This is a genomic window from Sporosarcina sp. ACRSM (assembly GCF_022346545.1).
In the GTDB taxonomy this organism is placed as follows: domain Bacteria; phylum Bacillota; class Bacilli; order Bacillales_A; family Planococcaceae; genus Sporosarcina.
The window spans coordinates 668892-689860 of sequence record NZ_JAKRNU010000001.1 but is presented as its reverse complement, the minus strand read 5'-3'; the positions used below and the strand labels follow the sequence as shown (position 1 = coordinate 689860).

The following is a 20969-nucleotide window of genomic DNA, read 5'->3' as shown; positions in this document are numbered from 1 at the left end:
AGAATTTAAGGCAAATCGAACCCTTCGCTGTTCGATTTACTGTCGTAATGTTCTTTTTCTGTTCATATAGTGGACAGAGGAGGGAGAGTTACGTAATGCAGAGAAGCCGGTTTTTGCTATTTGTCATGCTTGCGGTGATCGCAACAGGAGTATTTCTCATACTGGATGGCTGTTCTGGGGGAGCGGAGAAAACGGAAGGCGCGAAAAATACGGTGTCAGTCATCGACGAGGCGCTCAGTGTCATCCAAGAAAAAGGAGTATACCCAGTTGACGGGGACATGCTGATCGAAGGTGCATTGCGCGGCATGGCGGACGTCATTGGTGATCCTTACTCCACTTATTTAACGCAGGAAGAGGCGGCTGCTCATAGGGAATCATTGGCCGCTGAACGGGTTGGCATCGGAGCGGAAATTTCAAGGTCTAGTGGTAAATTTATCGTTGTGGCTCCAGTAAAAGGATCTCCGGCAGAAAAAGCGGGCTTACAACCGTATGATGAAATTATTCGGATTGATGGTGAACGGTTGGAAGGCGATTCTTTGCAAGATGTTGTCCAACGGATTCGGGGCAAGGAAGGGACATCGGTCGGCATGACCATTTACAGACCGGATTTGGATAAACATCTTGAATTGACAATCGTTCGGGAAAAGATTCCAGTCAAGACTGTTTCCACGGAACTGATTCAAGAGCGAGGAAAAAAGATCGGTTACATATCGATTACAACATTCGGCAATGAAAGTGCGAAAGAGTGGCTGGATGGAACGAATAAGCTCATTCAAGAAGGGGCGGAATCACTCATTATCGATGTGCGTGGCAATCCGGGAGGCTATTTGCATTCTGTCGGGGATATCGCAAGTAGTTTAGTGCCGGAAGATACGATCTTTGCTTATATGCAAGATGCCAAAGATATGTTGACGCCACTCGTGACGGAAAGCTCCGATAAATTGGCTTACGATGACAAGTTGAAAAAGCTGCCGATTGTTTTATTGCAAGATAAGGGCAGTGCGTCAGCGAGTGAAGTGCTGAGTGGTGCTTTGAAAGATTTACGGAGAGGGTTCATCACCGGGACGACGAGCTTCGGCAAAGGAACCGTCCAGGACATTACGCAATTGTCCAATGGAGGAGAAATGAAATTGTCGACCCATAAATGGTTGACGCCGAAAGAGCAATGGATTCACGGTAAAGGCGTCCAACCCGATTTGGAAGTGGAACAGAACGCGTTGTTCAATGAGCACATCCACCTTGTTGCAGAGGATTATAAAACTGGGGACTATCACGAGGATATTGCTTACGGGCAGCGATTGTTAGTCGGACTTGGCTATGAAGTCGAAAGGCAAGACGGTTACTTTGACGAATCCACGGCAAGTGCAGTGGAAGCATTCCGTACGGACATGGAAATCGCAGCCGATCCAAAGATGGACCGTCAATTTTATGCAAAGCTGAAAGAAAAAGTGGAAGCGTTCCGTGCCGATAAGAAAAATGACAAACAACTTCAAATGGCAATCGGCTATATGTACCATCAATTGGGTGGAAACTGATGTGCGGCTCCTAGCGAAAGTTAGGGGTCTCTTTTGTGTTTGGAATTGGCGTAGATAAGTAGGAATGGAGTACCCGTTTAAATTACGGGCGTTTTTGTTCATTTGCAGGTTTTTTCAATTCTGGTTCGCATTGAGTCCACTTCTTTTGATACAATGAAAAGAAACGATTTATTGGGAGATTGGAAGGTGACGGTTCTTGTCCGAGAACGTATTGCTAGATGTGCTGGAGGCGGTTCTACTCTTTTTTCTGAATCCACTATTCATTGTAACATTATTTGCATCTGTTGCTTTGGGCTATTACCGTGTGAAAAGGGAGCGCAAAGATTTCAAAGTCCGATTATTGCCAGGACTGACTGAATTCAAACGGTTGTTGGGAGAATCGTGGCTCTATGCGCTCATCGTCTCCGTTTTAATGGTTGGCGTCGGATTGGTGGTCGATTGGGGATGGATTGTACTCTATTCAGTTATGGCTCTTATTGGATTGGTTTCCTTTTACTATAAGATTACTTCTCCCATCTATTTCGCATCCATCGCGTTTTTTTCAATCTATGCGCTTGAAAGGTATGCGGGCAATTTCACCGTTTACGGTTGGCGTTCAAGTCAGGTTGATTTATTAGGGGAGCTGGCGATGACAATCCCGCTTATTGCCGGGATGTTATTAGTAGCAGAAGGGCTTTTGATTAAAAGATATACGATCAAATACGCATCCCCGCATTTGGTACAGACGAGTCGCGGGTTACGTGCAGCCGCCTTCAAGACGAAGCGGCTTTGGTTATTGCCGATTGTGTTTCTTGTTCCGGGGGATATGATTTCCGCATATTTGCCATATTGGCCACAGTTCACGTTAGGGGAGCGGGCATTCAGCTTCCTGCCGGTTCCGGTCATTATCGGTTTTTCACAAGTGGCGCGGTCGATGTATCCCGATCAGCTCTTTCCGAAGATGGGGAATGCCATCGCTTGGACGGGCATTGTCGTCATTGCTGTTAGTATTGCCGCATGGTGGTTCCCGATCGCAGGTTGGGCAGCATTAGCACTCGGTGTCGTCTGTCGGGCATTCATCTCCATCCGTTTCTCGCTCAGTGAGCGAAAAGGGGCTTTTGTTGCCGCCCCACGTCCGGCTGGTGTTGTCATTGCGGGAATTTTGCCCGATTCACCTGGTGAAAAGATGGGCCTGATACCAGGAGAATGCATCCGATCGGTGAATGGACTACAAGTGAGCAATGAAAAGGAATTATATGATGCAATTCAAATAAATGCCGCCCATTGCCGCCTGCAAGTGATCGGCCGTGATGGGGAAGTGCGGCTCATGCAACAAGTGATTTATAAGCATGATCATCATCGGTTAGGATTGCTAGTTGTCCGATGAACGGTTCACTTGGAAGGAAGGTTGGATATGCTTTCATTTGAAACAAAACTGCTACTGGCGATAATCATACCTGCTCTGCTCGTCATTTTTTTCACACGTGTGACGTATCATCACATCGTCGGACTTATTTTAACGCTGGCTCTGATTGCAGCGTCAGTCTATGCGGGCTATACACATAATTGGCAGTTGTATGCGGCGGACGCCTTATCACTGACAGTCGGTTTCTGGTTAGCGACACGTATGGTGCGCAAAGCACGGGAAAATAGAGATGAAGAATGAGGAAAACCGCCAGTTCGAGTAAACTGGCGGTTTTTTCGTTTGAAGAAGCTAGAAAATGGCTATAATGCTAATAGATATCAGTACTATAAGCTAAATGATCAAGGACCCTATTAGATAAATAAGCTATACACGGCGAGTACTCCAATTGTACCGAGGACAACTGACATAACACCTCCGCCTAAAAAGGCGATGAAGAATGCAACGCCTGCCCCAATAATACCAAATAAAATATTCCCCTCTTGCACAAACAAGACTGCGGGAAAAATGAGTGCACCGAGCACAGCAAATGGAATATTACGCAAAATGCCTGAGACGATCGGCGGTAATTCTTTCCCGTCCAAAAAGGTCAGTGGAATCATCCGTGGAATATACGTGACAAGCGCCATGCCTAAGAGCATCCACCAATATGTTGCGCCCATTACGTTCCCTCCTTCCGGCTGTACATCGTGTCGACTGTCTTACCGCGTCGCACGTAAACCATTTCAATAAGGATCGATGACGCAAGCGTTGCTAAAAGAATCGACCAGCCTGTTGACATGCCGATTAGATAGAGGAGGCAATGGAGGATGGCAGCTAAACCAGCGAGCATGACCACTTTGCGGTTCCCTTTCATGGAAGGGACGAGCAATCCGATGAACATGGCATACAGTGCGATCGACATTGCAGCTTGTAAAAATTGCGGTAAATTTGCTCCGATCACAAAGCCGACAGCGGTGAAAATGACCCAACTGCCATAGGCAATCAGGATGACCCCAAAAGCGAAAGCGGTCGGGATCTTGCCCTTTTTACCAGTTGCCAGCATTGAAAAGGATTCATCCGTAATCCAGAAAGCATAAATCGCTTTGACCCATTTTTTCGCGGGTTGCATCTTTTCATTGAGCGCAGCCGTCATAAGAAAGTGTCGAATATTGACAATGAATGTGCTTGTCACAATCAATAAGGGAGCAACGCCTGCTGTAATCAGACTTAGTGCCATATATTGTGAAGCGCCAGCATAGACGAAAATACTCATCGCGGTCGCCTCGATCAAGGATAGCCCAGCCGTTTTGGCCAGCAGTCCGAATGTGAGGGCGACAGGGAAATAGCCGATGGCAATACTTGTACCAGCTTTTAAACCAGTGGAAAATTGGTTATTCTCCATTTTGTCACATCTTTCTAAAGCTTTTATGTGATTATACTATATTTTCGTGTTTTAATGTTTACATAGAGGGAAATTCATGCGAGAGCTTGAAGCAAGCGGCTTCAATTAGACTTAGAAATCGTAGTAGGGGTGTTTAGGATGAACGAATGGATGGACGTCGATAAAATCATTGAGTACTCACAACATTATAAGACACTTGGACCGCTCATCGGCATTTTGTTGCCGTTTATCGAAGCGTTTCTACCGTTTCTTCCCCTTGTGGTTTTCATCATCGCAAACGCGGGAGCCTATGGGCTTTGGCTTGGTTTTATATTGTCGTGGGTAGGGACGGTTGCCGGCTCTTATGTCGTTTTTCTGATCATCCGAAAATACGGCCGTAACCGGATCCTGCGCTTTTTGACAAAAAGACGCCGCGTGCAGCAATTGATCAGTTGGGTGGAACGGAATGGTTTTGGACCGCTCTTTCTCCTCATTTGTTTTCCTTTCACACCATCAGCGCTCGTCAATCTTGTCGCCGGGTTATCGGATATGAAAAAGACCTATTACCTCATCAATTTAATGGCGGGTAAGCTCGTCATGATTTTCATCATCAGCTTTATCGGTCATGACTTGAAGGCGTTATTGACCCAGCCATTGCGAACGGCAATCGTTGTGTTGATCATCTTCCTGTTATGGGTAATCGGCAAAGCGTTTGAAAATCGGTTGAATGCAAAAGTGGAAGCGGATTTTCGGTCGGTCGTGGCGAAGACGGAGGAGAAGTGAGAGACATACATTGAAATTATCTAGGTGCTTGACTCAGCAGAGAATTATGTTGAGTTAAGCATCTTTTTGGTTCAGTTAGTAGGTTACTTTTCAGAGAAAATGAGCTGTGTACAACTTGAATAATTAGATAAATTACGTCATATATGATATGATGTGCATACTATGAATATAGATAAGCACAACATAAAAACTTTATTAGACGAAAATAATCGAGATATGGTTGGGGAGTTCCTATCGCAATTATACGAGGAATCGTTGTACTCTAATGAAGCAAAACTTCATTTAATGTTTTTGCAAAGTGCACTTAATCTATTAAGTGTGCAACCTCTAGAGAGTTTACTAAATACGAGGACAGAATTAACAATAACATTGAACGGCCACCCGAGGACTAAAAGATACGAGTTAGTGAAGCCTTTGAAAGTACCTCCAATTTATGAACTTCGATATGCAATGAATCAAAATGAACATTTACGATTTTTATTTTTTCCATTTTTACATAAAGGGGAATCTAACTATGTTTTTGTGAAATACTTCAAAAAGACACTAAATCCAAAAGTTGATGAAACGAATATAATGAGGGACTTAACCTACGAAATGTACAAAAGAGTATGTCTGGATCCTGAATATTATTTAGAAGGGACTGATTGAGATGAAACGGACACGAGATCTTTTAGCCATGACTACATCGATGTTAAAAGAGGGACATCCTGACTTGAAAGAAACATTGAACGGTTTGTCTCCTGTTTATGCAAAAATTATCTTTTCACACCGGGTTGCACTTGGCTATTCCCAAAAAGAACTTGCTCAGCTGGCACATGTCGGACAAAAGACAATATCGAGAGCAGAAGGCGGTTTTGATAATTTATCAACGGAGACATACGATAAAATCTTTGATGCCTTGAATCTTGGCGTAAGGGAGATTGCGGAGGCCATGATTCAACTGGGTACTGATGAGCAAGCCGTTACGATTGAATCATTTTAAAAACAACTTTCCACTTTTGATTTCTTCAAGAAAATCACAAAAACAAATATCCGAATCATTGTTCGCCACAATTACTTCCTGTCATCCTTAACTTTCTGTACAATAGAAAGAAAGGGATGACAGGCTTTTTTTGATTTTAAAAATAGACATGAATCCATTACATACATCCACAAAAAAGGAGGGACTCCATATGTCACTACGTTTCATAACCGGCAGATCCGGGGCTGGGAAGACGACGTTCATTGAGCGTGAGATTGCTGCGGAGTTGCAACGGGATCCGATGGGGGCACCGGTTATTGTTATTGTGCCTGATCAGATGTCGTTTTCGATGGAGCATAGTTTGTCTGTCAATTTCGGTTTGAAGGGATTGATCCGTGCGCAAGTGTTGACGTTCAAGCGGTTGGCTTGGCGCGTGTTGCAGGAGACGGGCGGGATTACGCGCAAGGAAGTGGATGGTTTTGGTTACCGGATGTTGGTCCGGAGTGTGCTGGAGGAGAATCAGGAAGAATTCAAGTTGTTCCGTCAAGCGGCAGGAAAGCGTGGGTTTACGGAACAAATCGGGGATTTGATGAAGGAATTCAGCCGCTATTGCTTGGATCACGAGACCATGGGGAATTTGCATGATGAATTGGTGCAGATGGGTGCCCCGCGGACGTTGCTCGATAAGGCGAGCGATTTGTCATTGTTATTGACGAAGATCGAGGAGAAGTTGGGGACGACTTATGTGGACAGTGAGGGGCATTTGGCTTTGCTTGCTTCTCAAATCCAGCATTCGGACCTGTTGAAAGGTGCCGATGTCTATATCGATGGTTTTGAAAACTTCACGACGCGGGAATACGAAATCATTTCGGAACTGATGAAGCATACGAAACGCACGACCATCGTGTTGCCGATGGAAGGGGCGCTGACTGGATTCGGAGATCATGAACTGTTTTTCAATCCTGTACGGACATCAATGAAACTACGGGAACTGGCGCGGGCGGAAGCGGTTGAAGTGGAAGAAGATGTCTATTTGTCAGAAGCACGGCGTTTCAAAAATGATGAGCTGCGCCACTTGGAAGCGGAATTCGATCATTATCCCGCGAAATCCTATGCGTCGGAAGGTCATGTCGTGTTGATGGAAGCGTCGGATCGGCGGGCGGAAATCCATGCAATTGCACGGGAAATCCGGGCCATGATGATGGAAGGGAAGCGGTATAAAGATATTGCGATTTTGTATCGACAACCGGAAAAATATGATGAATTGATCAACACGATTTTCCCTCAATACGACATCCCTGTATTCATCAGCCAGAAAAAGCCGATGTTGCATCATCCGCTTATCGAGTTTTCCCGTTCGATTTTAGAAGCGGTCACATCGGGCTGGTCGTATGAGTCAGTGTTCCGCGCTGTGAAGACGGATCTCTTTTTCCCGCACGGAGAAGATAAGCTGTTATGGCGAGAGCGTGCAGATCGTTTGGAAAACTATGTGCTTGCCCATGGCATTTACGGACAGCGTTGGTTTGACGACAGTCGCTGGCGCGTGAAAAAGTATCGCGGTCTTGAACTCTATTCAGACGTACAAACCGATGAGGAACGGGCGTTGGAGAAAGAACTGCATCAGATGCGCGACGTCATCCGGGAGCCGCTTGCGGAATTTGAAAAGCGTTTAAAACGCTCTAAAACAGGGCGTAATGTGGCGGAAGCATTGTTCAAATTTGTGGAACAGCTGCATGTGTTCGATAAAATCATTGATTTGCGTGCAGAGGAAGAACGTGCCGGCAGATTGCTGAGTGCGACGGAACATGAACAGGCGTGGACAGGCTGGATCAATGTACTTGATCAGTTCGTGCTTATGTTTGGCGACACGAATATAAAACCTGCCGAAGCGGCACGCATTTTGGATGAAGGGCTTGATACGCTTGAATTTGCGCGCATCCCACCTTCGCTTGACCAAGTGACGGTGTCTACTGTGGAAGTGTCGAGTTTGATGGAAATCGATGCGGTCTTTGTGCTTGGGGTAAATGATGGCGTGATGCCGCAACGGATGGATAATGAAGGGCTCCTCTCAGACGCGGACCGCGAATGGTTTCAGGAGATCGGTTTTGAACTGGCACCGACATCGAAAATGAAATTGATGGATGAAACTTACATGGCATACCGGGCGTTCACCGCAATGCGTGAAAAGCTGTATGTATCGTATCCGGTTGCCGATGAAGAAGGGAAAGCACTATTGCCTTCCTTATATATTGCGCGTATTCAACAGCTTCTGCCTGGGACACCGCTGAAACTGGCTGTGACAGATCCATCCGAATTGACTTTGGAAGCTGATCCGTTCGATTATATTAGTCATCCTCGTGCAGCGTTGCCTTATATGGCGATGAAGTTGAAAGAAGCGGATCATTCGGGCAATCTCGACCCGGAATGGCGTGCGGTCATGGCTTATTATGAAGAGGACCCGTACTGGTCTTCCGTGTTCAGCCATATCCTTCGTCCGATCACTGCGGATAAACAGACCGAACGACTCCAACCTGCGTTGACGTCGGGTTTATATGGCGAATCTTTCGTTTCCAGTGTGTCACGGATCGAATCGTATTACAGTTGCCCATTCCAGCACTATGCATCTTTCGGGCTCGGACTGCGGGAACGGACGGAATTTACGCTTGAAGCGCCGGCTATCGGCGATTTATTCCACGCAGCGTTGAAATGGGTGTCTGATGAAACGATGCGGCTCGGGAAAGCGTGGGCGGAATTGTCGAAGGAAGAATGTTGGAAAATGGCGAGGCAAGCAGTGGAGGATATTTCTCCATATTTCTTTAATCGTATTTTGTTGTCTACGAACCGTTATGTTTATATCAAACGGAAATTGACGCATATTATTCAGCGGACGATCTATTCGCTCAGTACGCAAGCGAAGGCGACGGTGTTCAAGCCGGTTGCTATCGAAGCGGGATTCGGGCCGGGTGAACAGTTGCCGCCGCTTGAAATTCCTTTGCACCGTGGGGATTCGATGAAATTGCGCGGACGGATCGACCGGGTCGATGCGACGGAAATCGGCGGGAAAAATTACGTACGTGTCGTCGATTACAAATCGTCCGCACGCAGCCTCGATTTGACGGAAGTGTATTACGGCTTGTCATTACAAATGATGACGTATTTGGATGTGGCGCTTGAAAATGCGGAAGAATGGCTCGGCATTCATGCGGATCCGGCAGGTGTCTTGTATATGCATGTCCATAATCCGATGATCCGTTCCGGTTCAGAATTGACGACGGCGCTCTTGGAAGCGGAAATTGCCAAGTCCTACAAAATGCGTGGCTATTTGCTCGATAACCCGGAAGTCGTCATCGGGATGGATGCCGATCTTGGAAGGTCCTCCGCGATTGTGCCCGCTTCCCTCAAAACGGATGGGACGTTTGCGAAGACATCCAAAGTGCTGTCTTCCGATGATTTGCAAATGATGCGGTCGTTTGTCCGAACGCGCCATCGGAAAGCGGGGGACGCGATGCTTGCGGGCGATACCCGCGTTTATCCATATAAATTGAAAGACCAGATGCCGTGCCAATTTTGCCCGTATCGTTCGGTCTGCCAATTTGACCCGACAGATCCGGCATCCAAATTCAGACCGTATGCTGAAATGGCGCCGGAAGCATCGTTAGAAAAAATGAGGGAAGAGGTGACCGAAGATGCACATACCCGTGAAACCTGAAGGACTGACCTTTACGGATGCCCAGTGGAAAGCGATTTGGGCAAAAGGGAAAGATGTTCTCGTTTCTGCTGCAGCCGGTTCGGGAAAGACGAAAGTGTTGATCACCCGGATGATTGAAAAAGTATTGGATGAAAAGGATCCGATTGACGTCGATGAATTGCTCGTCGTCACGTTCACCAATGCATCTGCCGCAGAAATGAGACATCGGATGGCGGTGGCGTTGGAAGAAGCGATCGCCGAAAAACCGGAGTCCGTTCATTTGCGGAGACAACTCAATTTATTGAACAAAGCGCAGATTTCCACTTTGCACTCGTTCTGTTTGAACGTTGTAAAGCAATATGCTTATTTGCTCGATATCGATCCGGGTTTCCGGATTTCAGATAGTACGGAAGCGGCGTTATTAAGAGACGATACAATTGGTGAAGTGTTGGAAGAAGCATACAGCGCGGAAAATCCAGAAGCGATGTACCGCTTGGCGGACAGTTTCACGTCGGATCGCAACGACCAGTCCATTGAGACACTCATCGACCGTTTGTATGATTACTCCAGGGTCCATCCGTCGCCGGAGCAATGGCTGCGCCTCCTTCCTGAACAATATGAAATCGGAGGCATTACATCCATTGATGAATTGACCTTTATCGGCCCTCTTAAAATGGCGATTCGCCATTCATTGGAGGAAGCGGCCGCGCTGACCAATGATATGAAACGGATTGCGTTTATGCCGGATGGACCGGAACCGCTTGCGGCAACGGCTGAGGCGGATCTGATGTGGATCGAGGAAGCCAAGCGGCGTATGACAGAAGGCAGCTGGGAAGAGACGTATGATTTTTTCGGCTCGCTGAAATGGGTGAAAGCCGGAACGATCCGGAAAGATTCCTGTGACGAAGAGCTGGCCAAGCGTGCGAAAGCGCTCCGTGATGCAGTGAAAAAAATCGTCAACACTTTGAAAGAATCGTATTTTACAAGGACGCCAGCCCGTCTGCTCGAAGAAATCCGACTGATGGCACCCGCGATGCATACTTTGATCGATCTCGTTGTCGAGTTCGGTAAACGGTATGAACAAGTGAAAATTGATCGGGGCATCGTTGACTTTTCGGATTTGGAACATTATGCGCTACGCATTTTATCCAAGGAGGAAGAGGGCGTGCTCACCCCTTCCGATATTGCCATCGACTACCGGAACCGCTTTGCGGAAGTGCTTGTCGACGAGTATCAGGATGTCAATTTATTGCAGGAAACAATCATCCAGCTTGTGAAACGCGGCGGGGAAGCGGATGGCAATCTGTTCATGGTAGGGGATGTGAAACAATCCATTTACCGTTTCCGCCTTGCTGAGCCGATGTTATTTCTCGGGAAATATAGTCGATTTACAGAGATGGACGGCGAACAAGGGTTGAAAATCGACTTGAACGCCAACTTCCGAAGCCGGAAAGAAGTGCTCGACGCCACGAACTATGTCTTTGCCCAAGTGATGGGTGCCCGTGTCGGCGAAATCGATTATGATGAAGCGGCCGCTTTGAAATACGGGGCCAACTATCCGGAAAAACCGGTGACGGCGGGATTGACCTTGCTTTATGATGAAGAAGAGGGACAGGACGATGAAGGGGAAAGCATGAAAAATTCCCAGGCGGAAGCGCGTTTCATGATTCGAAAAATCCAAGCATTACTCGAATCCGGAGCCGAGGTGACGGATGCGTTCAGTGACAAAAAACGTCCGATCGAATATCGGGATATTGTCATTTTGATGCGCTCGATGACTTGGTCTGGCGAAATTGCAGAGGAATTCAAGCTGGCAGGGATTCCGGTCTATGCGGAACTCTCACACGGCTATTTTGATGCGCTGGAAGTGATGATCATGTTAAACACATTGCGCGTCATCGACAATCCTTATCAAGATATCCCGCTGGCCTCGGTGTTGCGTGCGCCGTTTATCGGCATGACGGAAAACGAACTCGCCCAAGTGCGGCTTACCGCGAAAAATGAACCATTCTATGAAGCGTTAAAACGCTTTTATACGACAGGTGGTGCAGGCATCGCCAGTCAGACGCAGCCGAAGTTACAACGGTTTTTCAATCAATTTGAGGATTGGCGAAATTTGTCACGACGAGGTTCTTTATCCGAACTGATTTGGCAAGTGTATGCTGATACCCATTATTATGAAATGGTCGGTGCTATGCCGAATGGCAAACAGCGTCAGGCCAATTTACGTGCGCTCCATGACCGTGCGATCGATTATGAAAAGACCTCATTCCGCGGTTTGTTCCGTTTCCTTCGTTTTGTTGATCGGATGCGCAGAAGAGGAGACGATTTAGGGGCGGCACGCTCGCTTAGTGAAAAGGAAAATGTGGTGCGGATCATGACGATCCATTCATCGAAAGGGTTGGAATTTCCGTATGTGTTCATCGCAGGAGCGGGGCGGAAATTCAATAAGATGGATTTCAACGAACCGTATTTATTCGATCAGCATTTTGGGCTTGCGGTGAAAGCGATCGATCCGGACAACCGGATCATGTATACGTCCTTGCCGTTTCTCGCGATGAAAGAAAAGAAAGAGTTAGAGATGCGTGCGGAAGAAATGCGGGTATTGTACGTGGCGATGACGCGGGCGAAAGAACATTTGGAAATCATCGCCTCTGTCAAAGACATTGAAAAAACGATTGTCAAATGGCAAGATGCGCAATTGATCGAACCGGGTCAAATGTTGCCGGAATATACGCGTTCACGCGCGAACGGCTATATGGATTGGATAGGCCCTGCGATTGCACGGCATGCCGATTTCGACAAATTTGGGGTCATTCCGAGTGGTCAACTGGTCGATGATTCTTCCAAATGGCAAATCGATGCGTTACCGCTCTCCGCATTGACCGAGTCCATCGATGAGACTGAAGATTCATCGACGTCTCCTACTGAAGTGCAAGTGATTGAAAAAGCGGATGATGCCATCCTTGCGGAAGTGCAACGGCGCTTCGATGCACGTTATCCATTCCAAGCTTCAGTGGCGAAACGGTCGAAACAGACGGTCAGTGAATTGAAGCGCATTGCCCTATTGGAGTTGCAATCGGATGAGGATCCTTTTACCGATAAAAGTCCGGGAGTAAGCAATGCTTATTTACATGACCGGCCCGCATTCATGCAATCGAAGGCATTATCGGCTGCGGAAATAGGGACGGCGATGCATACAATCATGCAGCACATCGACATCCGACAGGAAAATGATGCTGTTCAAGTCGCTGACTGTGTCAAAGAGTTGACCGCACGCCAATTGCTGACGATGGAGGAGGCCGAAATGGTGGATACGCAGACAATCGTCCACTTTTTCGGAACGCCGATTGCGAAACGGCTCATGGAGTCGGAGCAAGTGATGCGGGAATTGCCCTTTACGTATGCGTATGACGGAGCCGATGGAGACTATCAGATTTTGCAAGGGATAGCAGATTGTCTATTCAAGGAACCGGATGGCTGGGTATTGCTCGATTATAAAACCGATCGGATTCAAGGCCGATTTGAGTCCGATGGGGCGATTGATGCGGAAATGCATAAGCGCTATGGCATCCAGTTGAATTTATATAGACAGGCGATTGAAGAAATTGTAGATATCGACATTAAAGAGATGGTCCTGTATTTATTTGATGGAGACAGGACTGTAAGAATTCGGGAGGAATGATTGTGAAGTTGACACCGACGACACTTGGGAATCGGGTGGAGGCGCTGGATTTGCTGCGTGGAATTGCTTTACTCGGCATTTTCATTGCCAATATGCTGCTATTCCATTCGCCGTATTTGTATATCGACCCTTATTCATGGTTTAGCACGCCAAGTGATGTAGCGACATATAAGTGGATCAATATTTTTGTGGAAGCGAGTTTTTATCCGATTTTTGCCATGCTGTTCGGGTATGGATTGAATATGCAATATGAAAAGGCGATGGCGAATAAGACGTCATTTGCTCCCGTCATGGCACGCCGTTTAAGTATTTTACTCGGATTCGGTGTGTTGCATGCGGTTTTTATCTGGTCGGGAGACATTTTATTCACGTACGCATTGATGGGCTTTGTCATGATTGCGTTTGTCAGAATTCCGAAGAAGTGGGTGTTGCCGATTGCCGCTATCATTTACATTATCCCAAGTGGACTCTTGGCGGCCGCGACTTACTTCCTGGGAAAACTGAGTTCAAGTGCGGGCTTGGAAGAGTACGCGGACATTCATCAAATTGAATTGTCGATCAGTGCCTACGCGCATGGTACTTATGCAGAGATTTTGAGTTACCGTTTTTTTGAATGGCTGCTGATGGGATTGGTTTCGTCATTGACGGGATTCTTTATCGTGCTACCGCTCATTTTATTCGGTGCGGGTCTTTCGAAATGGAAAGTGATCGAACGTGCTTCGGAATGGAAAGGCCGTATTGCGGTCGTGACTGTGATTGCGCTGGCAGGGGGCATTTGGCTGAAATCGATTCCTTACGCCGGTCAACCTGGAATGGATACGAAGCTTTTACAGCAATTATTTGGCGGACCGATCTTAGCGGCCGGCTATGTCGGGCTGATTCTCCTATTGTTCCAAATTCCGTTGCTTCGCAAAATCTTACGTCCTATTTCGAAAGCGGGCCGTATGTCGCTGACGACGTATATTACGCAATCGATTGTGGCAACGCTCATTTTCTATAGTTACGGTTTAGGCATGTACGGCAAAGTGGATTTGGCCACGGGGACTTGGATTGCCGTGGGAGTATTTGCCATCCAAGTCATCTTTGCAGAAGTCTGGTTGACGAAGTTTAAGATGGGGCCGCTGGAATGGTTGTGGCGAAAAGGGACATACGGAAAGAATTTGAAGGATAAAGAGGAAAAGAGTAGTCCTGTAGCGAAATAAAGAGGAAAGAGAAATTCACTAAAAGAAGGGTTGGGCTATCAGATGAAATTATTATCGTTCCGTTATGAGGATCGAACGAAATTCGGTCCGAAAGTGAAAAGGGAGGATGCCGTATGGGACGTGCTATCCATCGCGGAGGAATATGGCGTCGCGGACTTCCCGCAAACGATTACGGAAGGTATTTCATTGGGATTGGATTTTGTAGAAAAAGTGAGGGCGATTGTCGAACAAGCCTTGCAGGATGACAATCCGAATCGTTTCAAATATGCATTTACAGAAATCGAATGGCTTGCACCGATTCCGAGAACGCCTAAAAACGTCCTCTGCGTCGGCAAAAACTATGCAGAACATGTAAAGGAAATGGGCTCGGATACACCGCCTGAAAAATTGATTGTCTTTACGAAATCGCCTTTATCGATTGCTGCTGACGAAGAAGATTTGCCGATCCATGCAGATGTGACGGAAAATCTCGATTATGAAGGAGAACTTGCGATTGTCATCAGCAAAGGGGGACGACATATCCCGAAACAACTTGCATATGACTATATTTTCGGTTATACCATCGCCAATGATGTTTCAGCGCGTGATATTCAAATGGATCATGTCCAATATTTCCTTGGCAAGACGTTAGACAAATCCTGTCCGATGGGACCTTATATCGTCACGAAAGATGAAATTCCTAATCCGCATAACTTGTCGATTGTCACGAAAGTGAATGATGAAGTACGTCAAAACGGCAATACGGGCGAGATGATTTTCAAAATCGATGAGCTGATTTCGGAAATCTCAAAGTATGCGACACTTGAGCCGGGGGATGTCATTTTAACGGGAACGCCAGCCGGTGTCGGTAAAGGGATGACGCCTCCATCCTTCTTGAAAAAAGGGGATACCGTGAAAATTTCAATCGAAGGAATCGGTACACTCGTCAATAGATTCAACTAAACGGTCCGGGAGTGTATTCACTTCCGCACAATTCCATAGTATGTTACGATTACGGTGTAATTAGAATGAAGGAGGTGACGGTTTTGGACGCATTAGCTAGCACGACCCATTTTCATATTTTCACATGGGTTGTCGGGATACTTTTATTCCTTGTCGCTGCAGTGATGGCGAATGGTACAAAAGGTAGGAAAATCACACATATGATTGCACGTCTGTTCTATGTGTTGATTGTGATTTCAGGTGCATTGTTATTCTTCAAATATTCAAGTGCTGATGCGGCACTTTACGGAGTGAAATTCCTGCTCGGTCTGCTGACGATCGGTATGATGGAAATGGTGCTTGTACGCGCGGATAAAGGGAAAAGTATAACAGGCGTATGGATTCTGTTTTTCGTTTTCCTATTTGCGACGATGTTCCTTGGTTTCAAATTGCCGGTCGGCATCAGTTGGTTCGCCTAATTTGAATAGGGAGCTAGAGGAAGGGGAGGGAGCCGATGATGGGATGGATTTTTTTGTCAGTTCTTTTGCTGCTCATGCTGCTGTTTGCAATTTCCGTCTTCCTCTCCTCCCGTAACAAGAAAACAGAAATCGAAGATGATGAATAGAATTGTAAGTGGAACGTCTACTGCTTTTGCTTGGTAGGCGTTTTTTGTTTTGTCGAAAATATGGACTCTGCTAGAGCAAAGCAATTCACAAAATTGACCTATTTGTGAAGGAGGCGGTTTGTTTTCCGCGGAAAGCATGGCGGTCATGCGATTGGTTTGGTAAAATGACGGATGATAGCTTGTACGGAGGAGGCTTTTTTGTGAAAGTGAATCGATGGTTTGGATTACTTGTAACGATTCTGGTATTAGGCTCGACGCTACTTCCAGCGGGAGTGTCTGCGGAAGGGAAGCGGACGATTGAAGACGAAACTATATATGATTTGCTCGTGGACCGTTTTAACAACGGAAGTGGCGAGAATGATATCGGTATCGATTCGCGGGATTTGACTGCATTCAACGGCGGAGATTTTAACGGGGTTGTTGATCGCCTGACGCATATCACAGACATGGGCTTTACGATGGTTTCATTAGGTCCTGTGTTTGAAAGCGAGTCGTATGATGGAAAAAAAGTGTTGGATTATGCCAAATTAGAACCGCATTTTGGTACGGATGAAGAGTTCGTCAAGATGATTGACGCTTTACATGCAAAGGATTTGGCTGTTATCACGGACTTTCCGCTCGGCGGGGTCAGTGAAAATCATGTATGGGCGCACGAAGGGCTCTTGAAATTCACGCCCGATACGGATGGGACAATCGATTGGGAGGCTTCAGATGCAACTACGCAACAGGCATTGCGAGAGGCCCTTGTGACATTCATGGAAACCTATGCATTGGATGGCATACGTCTGACAGAAATTGATGCATATGATAGTGCTTTTTTAAACGATCTAATTGAAGCAGTCAAAACGGTCAATCCGGATGCTTATGTTATCACCAATGAGATGAGCGATGCGAATTTTGATGCCTCGCCAGACTTCGACAAAATGAATGCCTTGCGCAGCTCTTTTGTTCGGTATGATGCGGATACTTCGTCCTTATCATTATTCACCAATGACAGTAGAGGACAACTGATCCAATTTGATGAATTGACAGGCCCTCGTTATACATATGATATTGTGGAAGCAAGAATGTTCCCTCCGACCCGTTGGAAAGTGGCGGCGGCTGCCTTGTTATCATTACCGGGAATACCGATTATGCCTTATGGAACGGAAATCGCTGTAAATGGGGAAGCATCGCCTGAAAATCACCAGTTGATGAATTTCAAAACAGATCCGGAATTGAAAGACCATATTAGTGACTTGAACACATTGCGCAATCAATCCGAAGCGTTTCGTAACGGTGACTTTGAAATGTTGCATAATGAAAATGGGTTTACAGTCTATAAACTTTCATCAGCTGAAGAGACATGGATTGTGGCGTTGAATAATACAACCGAAACGGCAAGTCTGGAAATTCCGATAGACGTCATTGGGGAGAATAAGCTCTTACGTGGCGTGCTTGATGGGGATTTGGTACGCGAAGGGAAAGACGGCGTGTTCCGTATCGTACTGGAACGTGAACTTGCGGAAATTTATTTTGTAGATGAAGATAAAGGTTTTAATACGCCTTATCTGATTGCTTCTATTATGGTTTATGTCCTATTTTTTGGATTCCTATTCCTTATTTTCCGTAAAGCAAAGCAAGCGAAGAAAGCGAAAGCGGATCAATAAGTAAAAACACCAAGCTGCATTTGATTGCACTTGGTGTTTTTTGTGATTTACTCTGTGAATTGAGCATTTAAAACAATACTTTTTCAAGCACCTTGTTATTTCGCTTTATAACCGATCATATTGACGGGATCCTTAGGGGACGAATAAGGCGGAGAATAGCAGAGCTCGAGTGCTGCCAAGTCATCGACGGTCAACTTGCCCATGATTGCAGTAGCGATGACATCGATCCGCTTGTCGACCCCTTTGTCACCGATAGCTTGCGCACCGAGAATGCGTCTCGTTGCACGGTCAAAATGGACGCGCAAGTAAATCTGTCCATGATCGGGGTAATAGCCTGCATTGGTCCGTCCTTCATAGATGGCTGTATCAAATGCAATGCCTTCGTCGGTTAAGCTTTTCGCGGAATGGCCAGTCATTGCTGCCGTCAATGAAAACAACTTCGTGATGGTCGTCCCGAGGAGGCCGTTCATCCCGATTGGGTTCCCTGCCAAGTGACTGGCGACAATGGCGGATTGCCGATGGGCATGCCAGGCCAGTTTCACGTTCTTCGGTTTACCGGTGAACCAATCCTTGGATTCCACGGCATCCCCGATTGCGTAAATAGCGGAATCGTCCGTTTGCATATAGTCATTGACGACAATCCCTCCGGTCGGTCCGATTGACAACCCCGCTTCAACCGCCAGTTCCGTGTTCAAGTCGATTCCTATACAAGCGACAAGAAAATCGACTTCAAAGTTCGGTCCTCTTTCCATGAACAACTTGCGGCCTTCGATTCGAGCAATGGCATCATTAAAATAGATTTCGACCCCATTGTCTTTCATTTCATTGCCGAGTGCTTCGGAAATTTCCGGATCCATCGCGCTCATGACCCGTTCATCGCGGTTGATCAATATTGTTTTCAAGTTTTGGTGAATCAGGTTTTCAGCTACTTCGATGCCGATAAATCCACCGCCGATCACAGCGCAAGTCTGCGGTTTTTCACGAGTGATGTAGGCGATGACTTCTTCCATTTGACCAAAATTTTTCAGTGTAAATAAAGGAAGGTCGCCAAGCCCTTTCAATTCTGGAATACGGGCTCTGCCGCCTGGAGAGAGAATCAGTTTGTCATAGGTTTCTACAGCGTGTTCACCTGTTATCAGGTTTTGGACCTTGACGGTTCTGTTGGTGCGATCGATGGCAAGTACTTCATGCTCCAAGCGGACATCGATATTCCGTTGTTGGGCGAATTTGCTAGGCGAGGGACCCGCGATTTTCGTTTTGTCGTCAATGAGACCTCCGATGACATAAGGCATTCCGCATGTGCCATAGCCGAGAACGGGATCACGTCCGAATAGGATAATTTCGGAATCCGGCAAAGCGCGCCTCGCTTGGGCCGCGACTGTAGCCCCTCCGGCAACTGCACCGACGATGACGATTTTCATCTACTATGCCTCCCTGATTTCACTTACTTAGCTTATTTAAGAAGAAAACTGAAACAGTTCCGGGGCCGGTATGGGAACCGATTGTGGGACCGATCATATGGATTTCAATGCTTTTCGGACGGAACAGTTCATCGATCAGGCCTTTTAGTTCGAGTGCAATGCTTTCATCATCTGCATGGCTGATGGCAATGGTTTGTTCACCTAGATGATCGCCACGTTCCGCCATCAGTTCGGTGATCCGTCGCAACACTTTTTTCCGTCCACGGTGCTTTTCAATCGGCACCAGTTTACCGCCTTCGACGTGAAGAAGTGGTTTGATATTCAGCAAACCGCCAATGAACGCACTCGCTTTCGATACGCGGCCGCCTTTTGCCAAGTAATCGAGATCTTCCACGGTGAATAAATGCTCCATATGGGCTGCCATCGACCGGATTTTCCGCTCGATTGTCCGCACATCGTCACCTTCATCGCGCAGTCGGACGGCTTCTTTCACGAGCAGACCATATCCGAGTGAAGCACATTTTGAATCGATGATGACGAGATTCATGTTCGGATTTGTTTCTTTGACTTGATCTTTCATCATGACGGCGGTGTTGTATGTGCCCGATAATTCAGATGAAAAGGCGATATACAGTCCATCTTCCCCAATTTCCGCAAGTTCTTTCCACTTTTCCAAAAAAAACTCGGGTGAAACTTGAGAGGTTTTTGGATGTTTGCCATTCCGGATGGCATCGTAAACCTCTTTTGCCTCGATTGCCAGAAGGTCTTCGTAATCATTATCGTCCAAGAGGACATGTAAGGGGAGTAATGTTACATCGTTTTCCTCAAAAAATGATTTCGGCAAATCGCAGGCACTATCTGCAAATAATTTCATAAAACTCCTCCTCTGGAAATGATTTTTAAAAATTAATTATTTTTTTAAGCGCAACCGTTCTTCAAGTACCCGTGCAATGCCATCTTCATTATTCGTTTCAGTCACTTCATTCGCAATCGATTTCAGTCGATCGATCGCATTCCCCATCGCGACACCTACTCCTGCATAATCAATCATTTCCAGATCATTGTCTTCGTCGCCAAATGCGATGATTCTTTCTGTAGGAATATCCATCCACTTGGAAACATGTGAAATGCCGACCGCTTTATTCAGCCCGTGACGGACGATTTCGATGACATGCCACGGTGCACCCCAACGTCGATGATCGATCGCTTCTGCATGCACTTCCCCAAGATGGCGTCGGATCGGATCAACGTACTCGGCATCCGCTTGAATAAGTAAACTTGTCGGATTCTCTTTCAAAAATTGGCGGATATCCCCTTCTCTGATTGTCGGATCGCCAAACCCGAAAATATCGAGCAGTTTCTCGTCATGGTAATGCATATACACATCATCCATCACTTCTGCGACAATATTATGGAATGAGAATTGTTGCATTGCATCAACGACATCGTTGACGATGGGAAGTGAAATCGGTTCATGGATCGTCTTCCATGATGGATCAGTCGGATGGTGGACAAAAGCCCCGTTGAAATTGACGATCGGCGTCCGGAGTCCGAGTTGTCGATAATAAACCTCGCTTGCCCGATAAGGTCTACCGGTGGCAATCATTATATGGTGGCCTTGCTCTTCTGCTTTTTTTAAGGTTTGTATCGTTTTTTCCGAGATGACTTTTTCATCGGTGAGTAAAGTACCGTCCAAATCAAGTACGATTAAATGTGGCTTCAAAAAAACGCCTC

General features: G+C 46.5%; 16 protein-coding genes. 11 read left to right on the top strand and 5 right to left on the bottom strand.

Annotated features, from left to right (window positions below; all coding sequences use genetic code 11):
• Positions 1-95 precede the first annotated feature (95 nt).
• The 3 genes from MHZ95_RS03320 to MHZ95_RS03310 all read left to right on the top strand — a co-directional run bounded on the left by MHZ95_RS03320 (position 96) and on the right by MHZ95_RS03310 (position 3180).
• Positions 96-1535, top strand: coding sequence for a S41 family peptidase (locus MHZ95_RS03320; RefSeq protein WP_239389066.1), 1440 nt, complete (start codon positions 96-98; stop codon positions 1533-1535).
• Positions 1536-1731: 196 nt separating this feature from the next.
• Positions 1732-2901, top strand: coding sequence for a PDZ domain-containing protein (locus tag MHZ95_RS03315; protein ID WP_239389065.1), 1170 nt, complete (start codon positions 1732-1734; stop codon positions 2899-2901).
• 27 nt (positions 2902-2928) lie between these two features.
• Positions 2929-3180, top strand: coding sequence for a CsbA family protein (locus tag MHZ95_RS03310; protein ID WP_239389064.1), 252 nt, complete (start codon positions 2929-2931; stop codon positions 3178-3180).
• Positions 3181-3290: 110 nt separating this feature from the next.
• Here the strand turns inward: MHZ95_RS03310 and MHZ95_RS03305 are convergent, their stop codons facing one another.
• Positions 3291-3599, bottom strand: a complete 309-nt coding sequence (locus tag MHZ95_RS03305; protein WP_239389063.1) for an AzlD domain-containing protein — start codon at positions 3597-3599, stop codon at positions 3291-3293.
• Positions 3599-4321: an AzlC family ABC transporter permease gene (locus tag MHZ95_RS03300; RefSeq protein ID WP_239389062.1), complete on the bottom strand. Its 723-nt coding sequence runs from the start codon at positions 4319-4321 to the stop codon at positions 3599-3601. Before MHZ95_RS03300 ends, MHZ95_RS03305 begins: the two co-directional genes overlap by 1 nt.
• Positions 4322-4459: 138 nt before the next feature.
• Between MHZ95_RS03300 and MHZ95_RS03295 the strand changes: the two genes are divergently transcribed.
• The 8 genes from MHZ95_RS03295 (at position 4460) to MHZ95_RS03260 (ending at position 17814) form a co-directional block, all read left to right on the top strand.
• The gene (locus MHZ95_RS03295; RefSeq protein WP_239389061.1) at positions 4460-5083 is read left to right on the top strand and encodes a TVP38/TMEM64 family protein; all 624 of its coding nucleotides are present in this window, start codon (positions 4460-4462) and stop codon (positions 5081-5083) included.
• A 649-nt stretch (positions 5084-5732) separates the two neighbouring features.
• Positions 5733-6065: a helix-turn-helix domain-containing protein gene (locus MHZ95_RS03290; RefSeq protein ID WP_239389060.1), complete on the top strand. Its 333-nt coding sequence runs from the start codon at positions 5733-5735 to the stop codon at positions 6063-6065.
• Positions 6066-6255: 190 nt separating this feature from the next.
• Positions 6256-9753, top strand: coding sequence for a helicase-exonuclease AddAB subunit AddB (addB, locus tag MHZ95_RS03285; protein ID WP_239389059.1), 3498 nt, complete (start codon positions 6256-6258; stop codon positions 9751-9753).
• Positions 9731-13417 (top strand): helicase-exonuclease AddAB subunit AddA, encoded by a 3687-nt coding sequence (gene addA / locus MHZ95_RS03280; RefSeq protein ID WP_239389058.1) that lies wholly within the window; start codon positions 9731-9733, stop codon positions 13415-13417. Before addB ends, addA begins: the two co-directional genes overlap by 23 nt.
• Positions 13414-14619 carry a DUF418 domain-containing protein gene (locus tag MHZ95_RS03275; RefSeq protein WP_370642876.1) on the top strand — a complete coding sequence of 402 codons (1206 nt, stop codon included), beginning with the start codon at positions 13414-13416 and terminating at the stop codon, positions 14617-14619. The genes addA and MHZ95_RS03275 overlap by 4 nt, the downstream gene beginning before the upstream one ends.
• 42 nt (positions 14620-14661) lie before the next feature.
• On the top strand, positions 14662-15561 hold the full coding sequence (locus tag MHZ95_RS03270) for a fumarylacetoacetate hydrolase family protein (protein ID WP_239389056.1): 900 nt from the start codon (positions 14662-14664) through the stop codon (positions 15559-15561).
• A gap of 65 nt (positions 15562-15626) precedes the next feature.
• A complete protein-coding gene (locus MHZ95_RS03265) occupies positions 15627-16019 on the top strand; it encodes a YisL family protein (RefSeq protein ID WP_239389055.1) in 393 nt (130 codons plus the stop codon).
• 346 nt (positions 16020-16365) lie between these two features.
• Positions 16366-17814 carry an alpha-amylase family glycosyl hydrolase gene (locus MHZ95_RS03260; protein WP_239389054.1) on the top strand — a complete coding sequence of 483 codons (1449 nt, stop codon included), beginning with the start codon at positions 16366-16368 and terminating at the stop codon, positions 17812-17814.
• 95 nt (positions 17815-17909) lie between these two features.
• Here the strand turns inward: MHZ95_RS03260 and MHZ95_RS03255 are convergent, their stop codons facing one another.
• The 3 genes from MHZ95_RS03255 to MHZ95_RS03245 are packed head-to-tail and all read right to left on the bottom strand — an operon-like array spanning position 17910 to position 20958.
• Positions 17910-19235 carry a CoA-disulfide reductase gene (locus MHZ95_RS03255; protein ID WP_239389053.1) on the bottom strand — a complete coding sequence of 442 codons (1326 nt, stop codon included), beginning with the start codon at positions 19233-19235 and terminating at the stop codon, positions 17910-17912.
• Between the two features lie 19 nt (positions 19236-19254).
• Positions 19255-20109: a DegV family protein gene (locus tag MHZ95_RS03250; RefSeq protein WP_239389052.1), complete on the bottom strand. Its 855-nt coding sequence runs from the start codon at positions 20107-20109 to the stop codon at positions 19255-19257.
• Positions 20110-20145: 36 nt separating this feature from the next.
• The gene (locus tag MHZ95_RS03245; RefSeq protein WP_239389051.1) at positions 20146-20958 is read right to left on the bottom strand and encodes a Cof-type HAD-IIB family hydrolase; all 813 of its coding nucleotides are present in this window, start codon (positions 20956-20958) and stop codon (positions 20146-20148) included.
• Positions 20959-20969 lie beyond the last annotated feature (11 nt).

Excerpts from the sequence above, each read along its gene's own strand:
- addB (WP_239389059.1), top strand. The coding sequence starts at position 6,256 with ATGTCACTACGTTTCATAACCGGCAGATCCGGGGCTGGGAAGACGACG.
- MHZ95_RS03320 (WP_239389066.1), top strand. The coding sequence starts at position 96 with ATGCAGAGAAGCCGGTTTTTGCTATTTGTCATGCTTGCGGTGATCGCA.
- MHZ95_RS03300 (WP_239389062.1), bottom strand. The coding sequence starts at position 4,321 with ATGGAGAATAACCAATTTTCCACTGGTTTAAAAGCTGGTACAAGTATT.
- MHZ95_RS03305 (WP_239389063.1), bottom strand. The coding sequence starts at position 3,599 with ATGGGCGCAACATATTGGTGGATGCTCTTAGGCATGGCGCTTGTCACG.
- MHZ95_RS03290 (WP_239389060.1), top strand. The coding sequence starts at position 5,733 with ATGAAACGGACACGAGATCTTTTAGCCATGACTACATCGATGTTAAAA.
- MHZ95_RS03250 (WP_239389052.1), bottom strand. The coding sequence starts at position 20,109 with ATGAAATTATTTGCAGATAGTGCCTGCGATTTGCCGAAATCATTTTTT.
- MHZ95_RS03255 (WP_239389053.1), bottom strand. The coding sequence starts at position 19,235 with ATGAAAATCGTCATCGTCGGTGCAGTTGCCGGAGGGGCTACAGTCGCG.
- MHZ95_RS03270 (WP_239389056.1), top strand. The coding sequence starts at position 14,662 with ATGAAATTATTATCGTTCCGTTATGAGGATCGAACGAAATTCGGTCCG.
- MHZ95_RS03265 (WP_239389055.1), top strand. The coding sequence starts at position 15,627 with ATGAAGGAGGTGACGGTTTTGGACGCATTAGCTAGCACGACCCATTTT.
- MHZ95_RS03295 (WP_239389061.1), top strand. The coding sequence starts at position 4,460 with ATGAACGAATGGATGGACGTCGATAAAATCATTGAGTACTCACAACAT.
- MHZ95_RS03275 (WP_370642876.1), top strand. The coding sequence starts at position 13,414 with ATGATTGTGAAGTTGACACCGACGACACTTGGGAATCGGGTGGAGGCG.
- addA (WP_239389058.1), top strand. The coding sequence starts at position 9,731 with ATGCACATACCCGTGAAACCTGAAGGACTGACCTTTACGGATGCCCAG.
- MHZ95_RS03310 (WP_239389064.1), top strand. The coding sequence starts at position 2,929 with ATGCTTTCATTTGAAACAAAACTGCTACTGGCGATAATCATACCTGCT.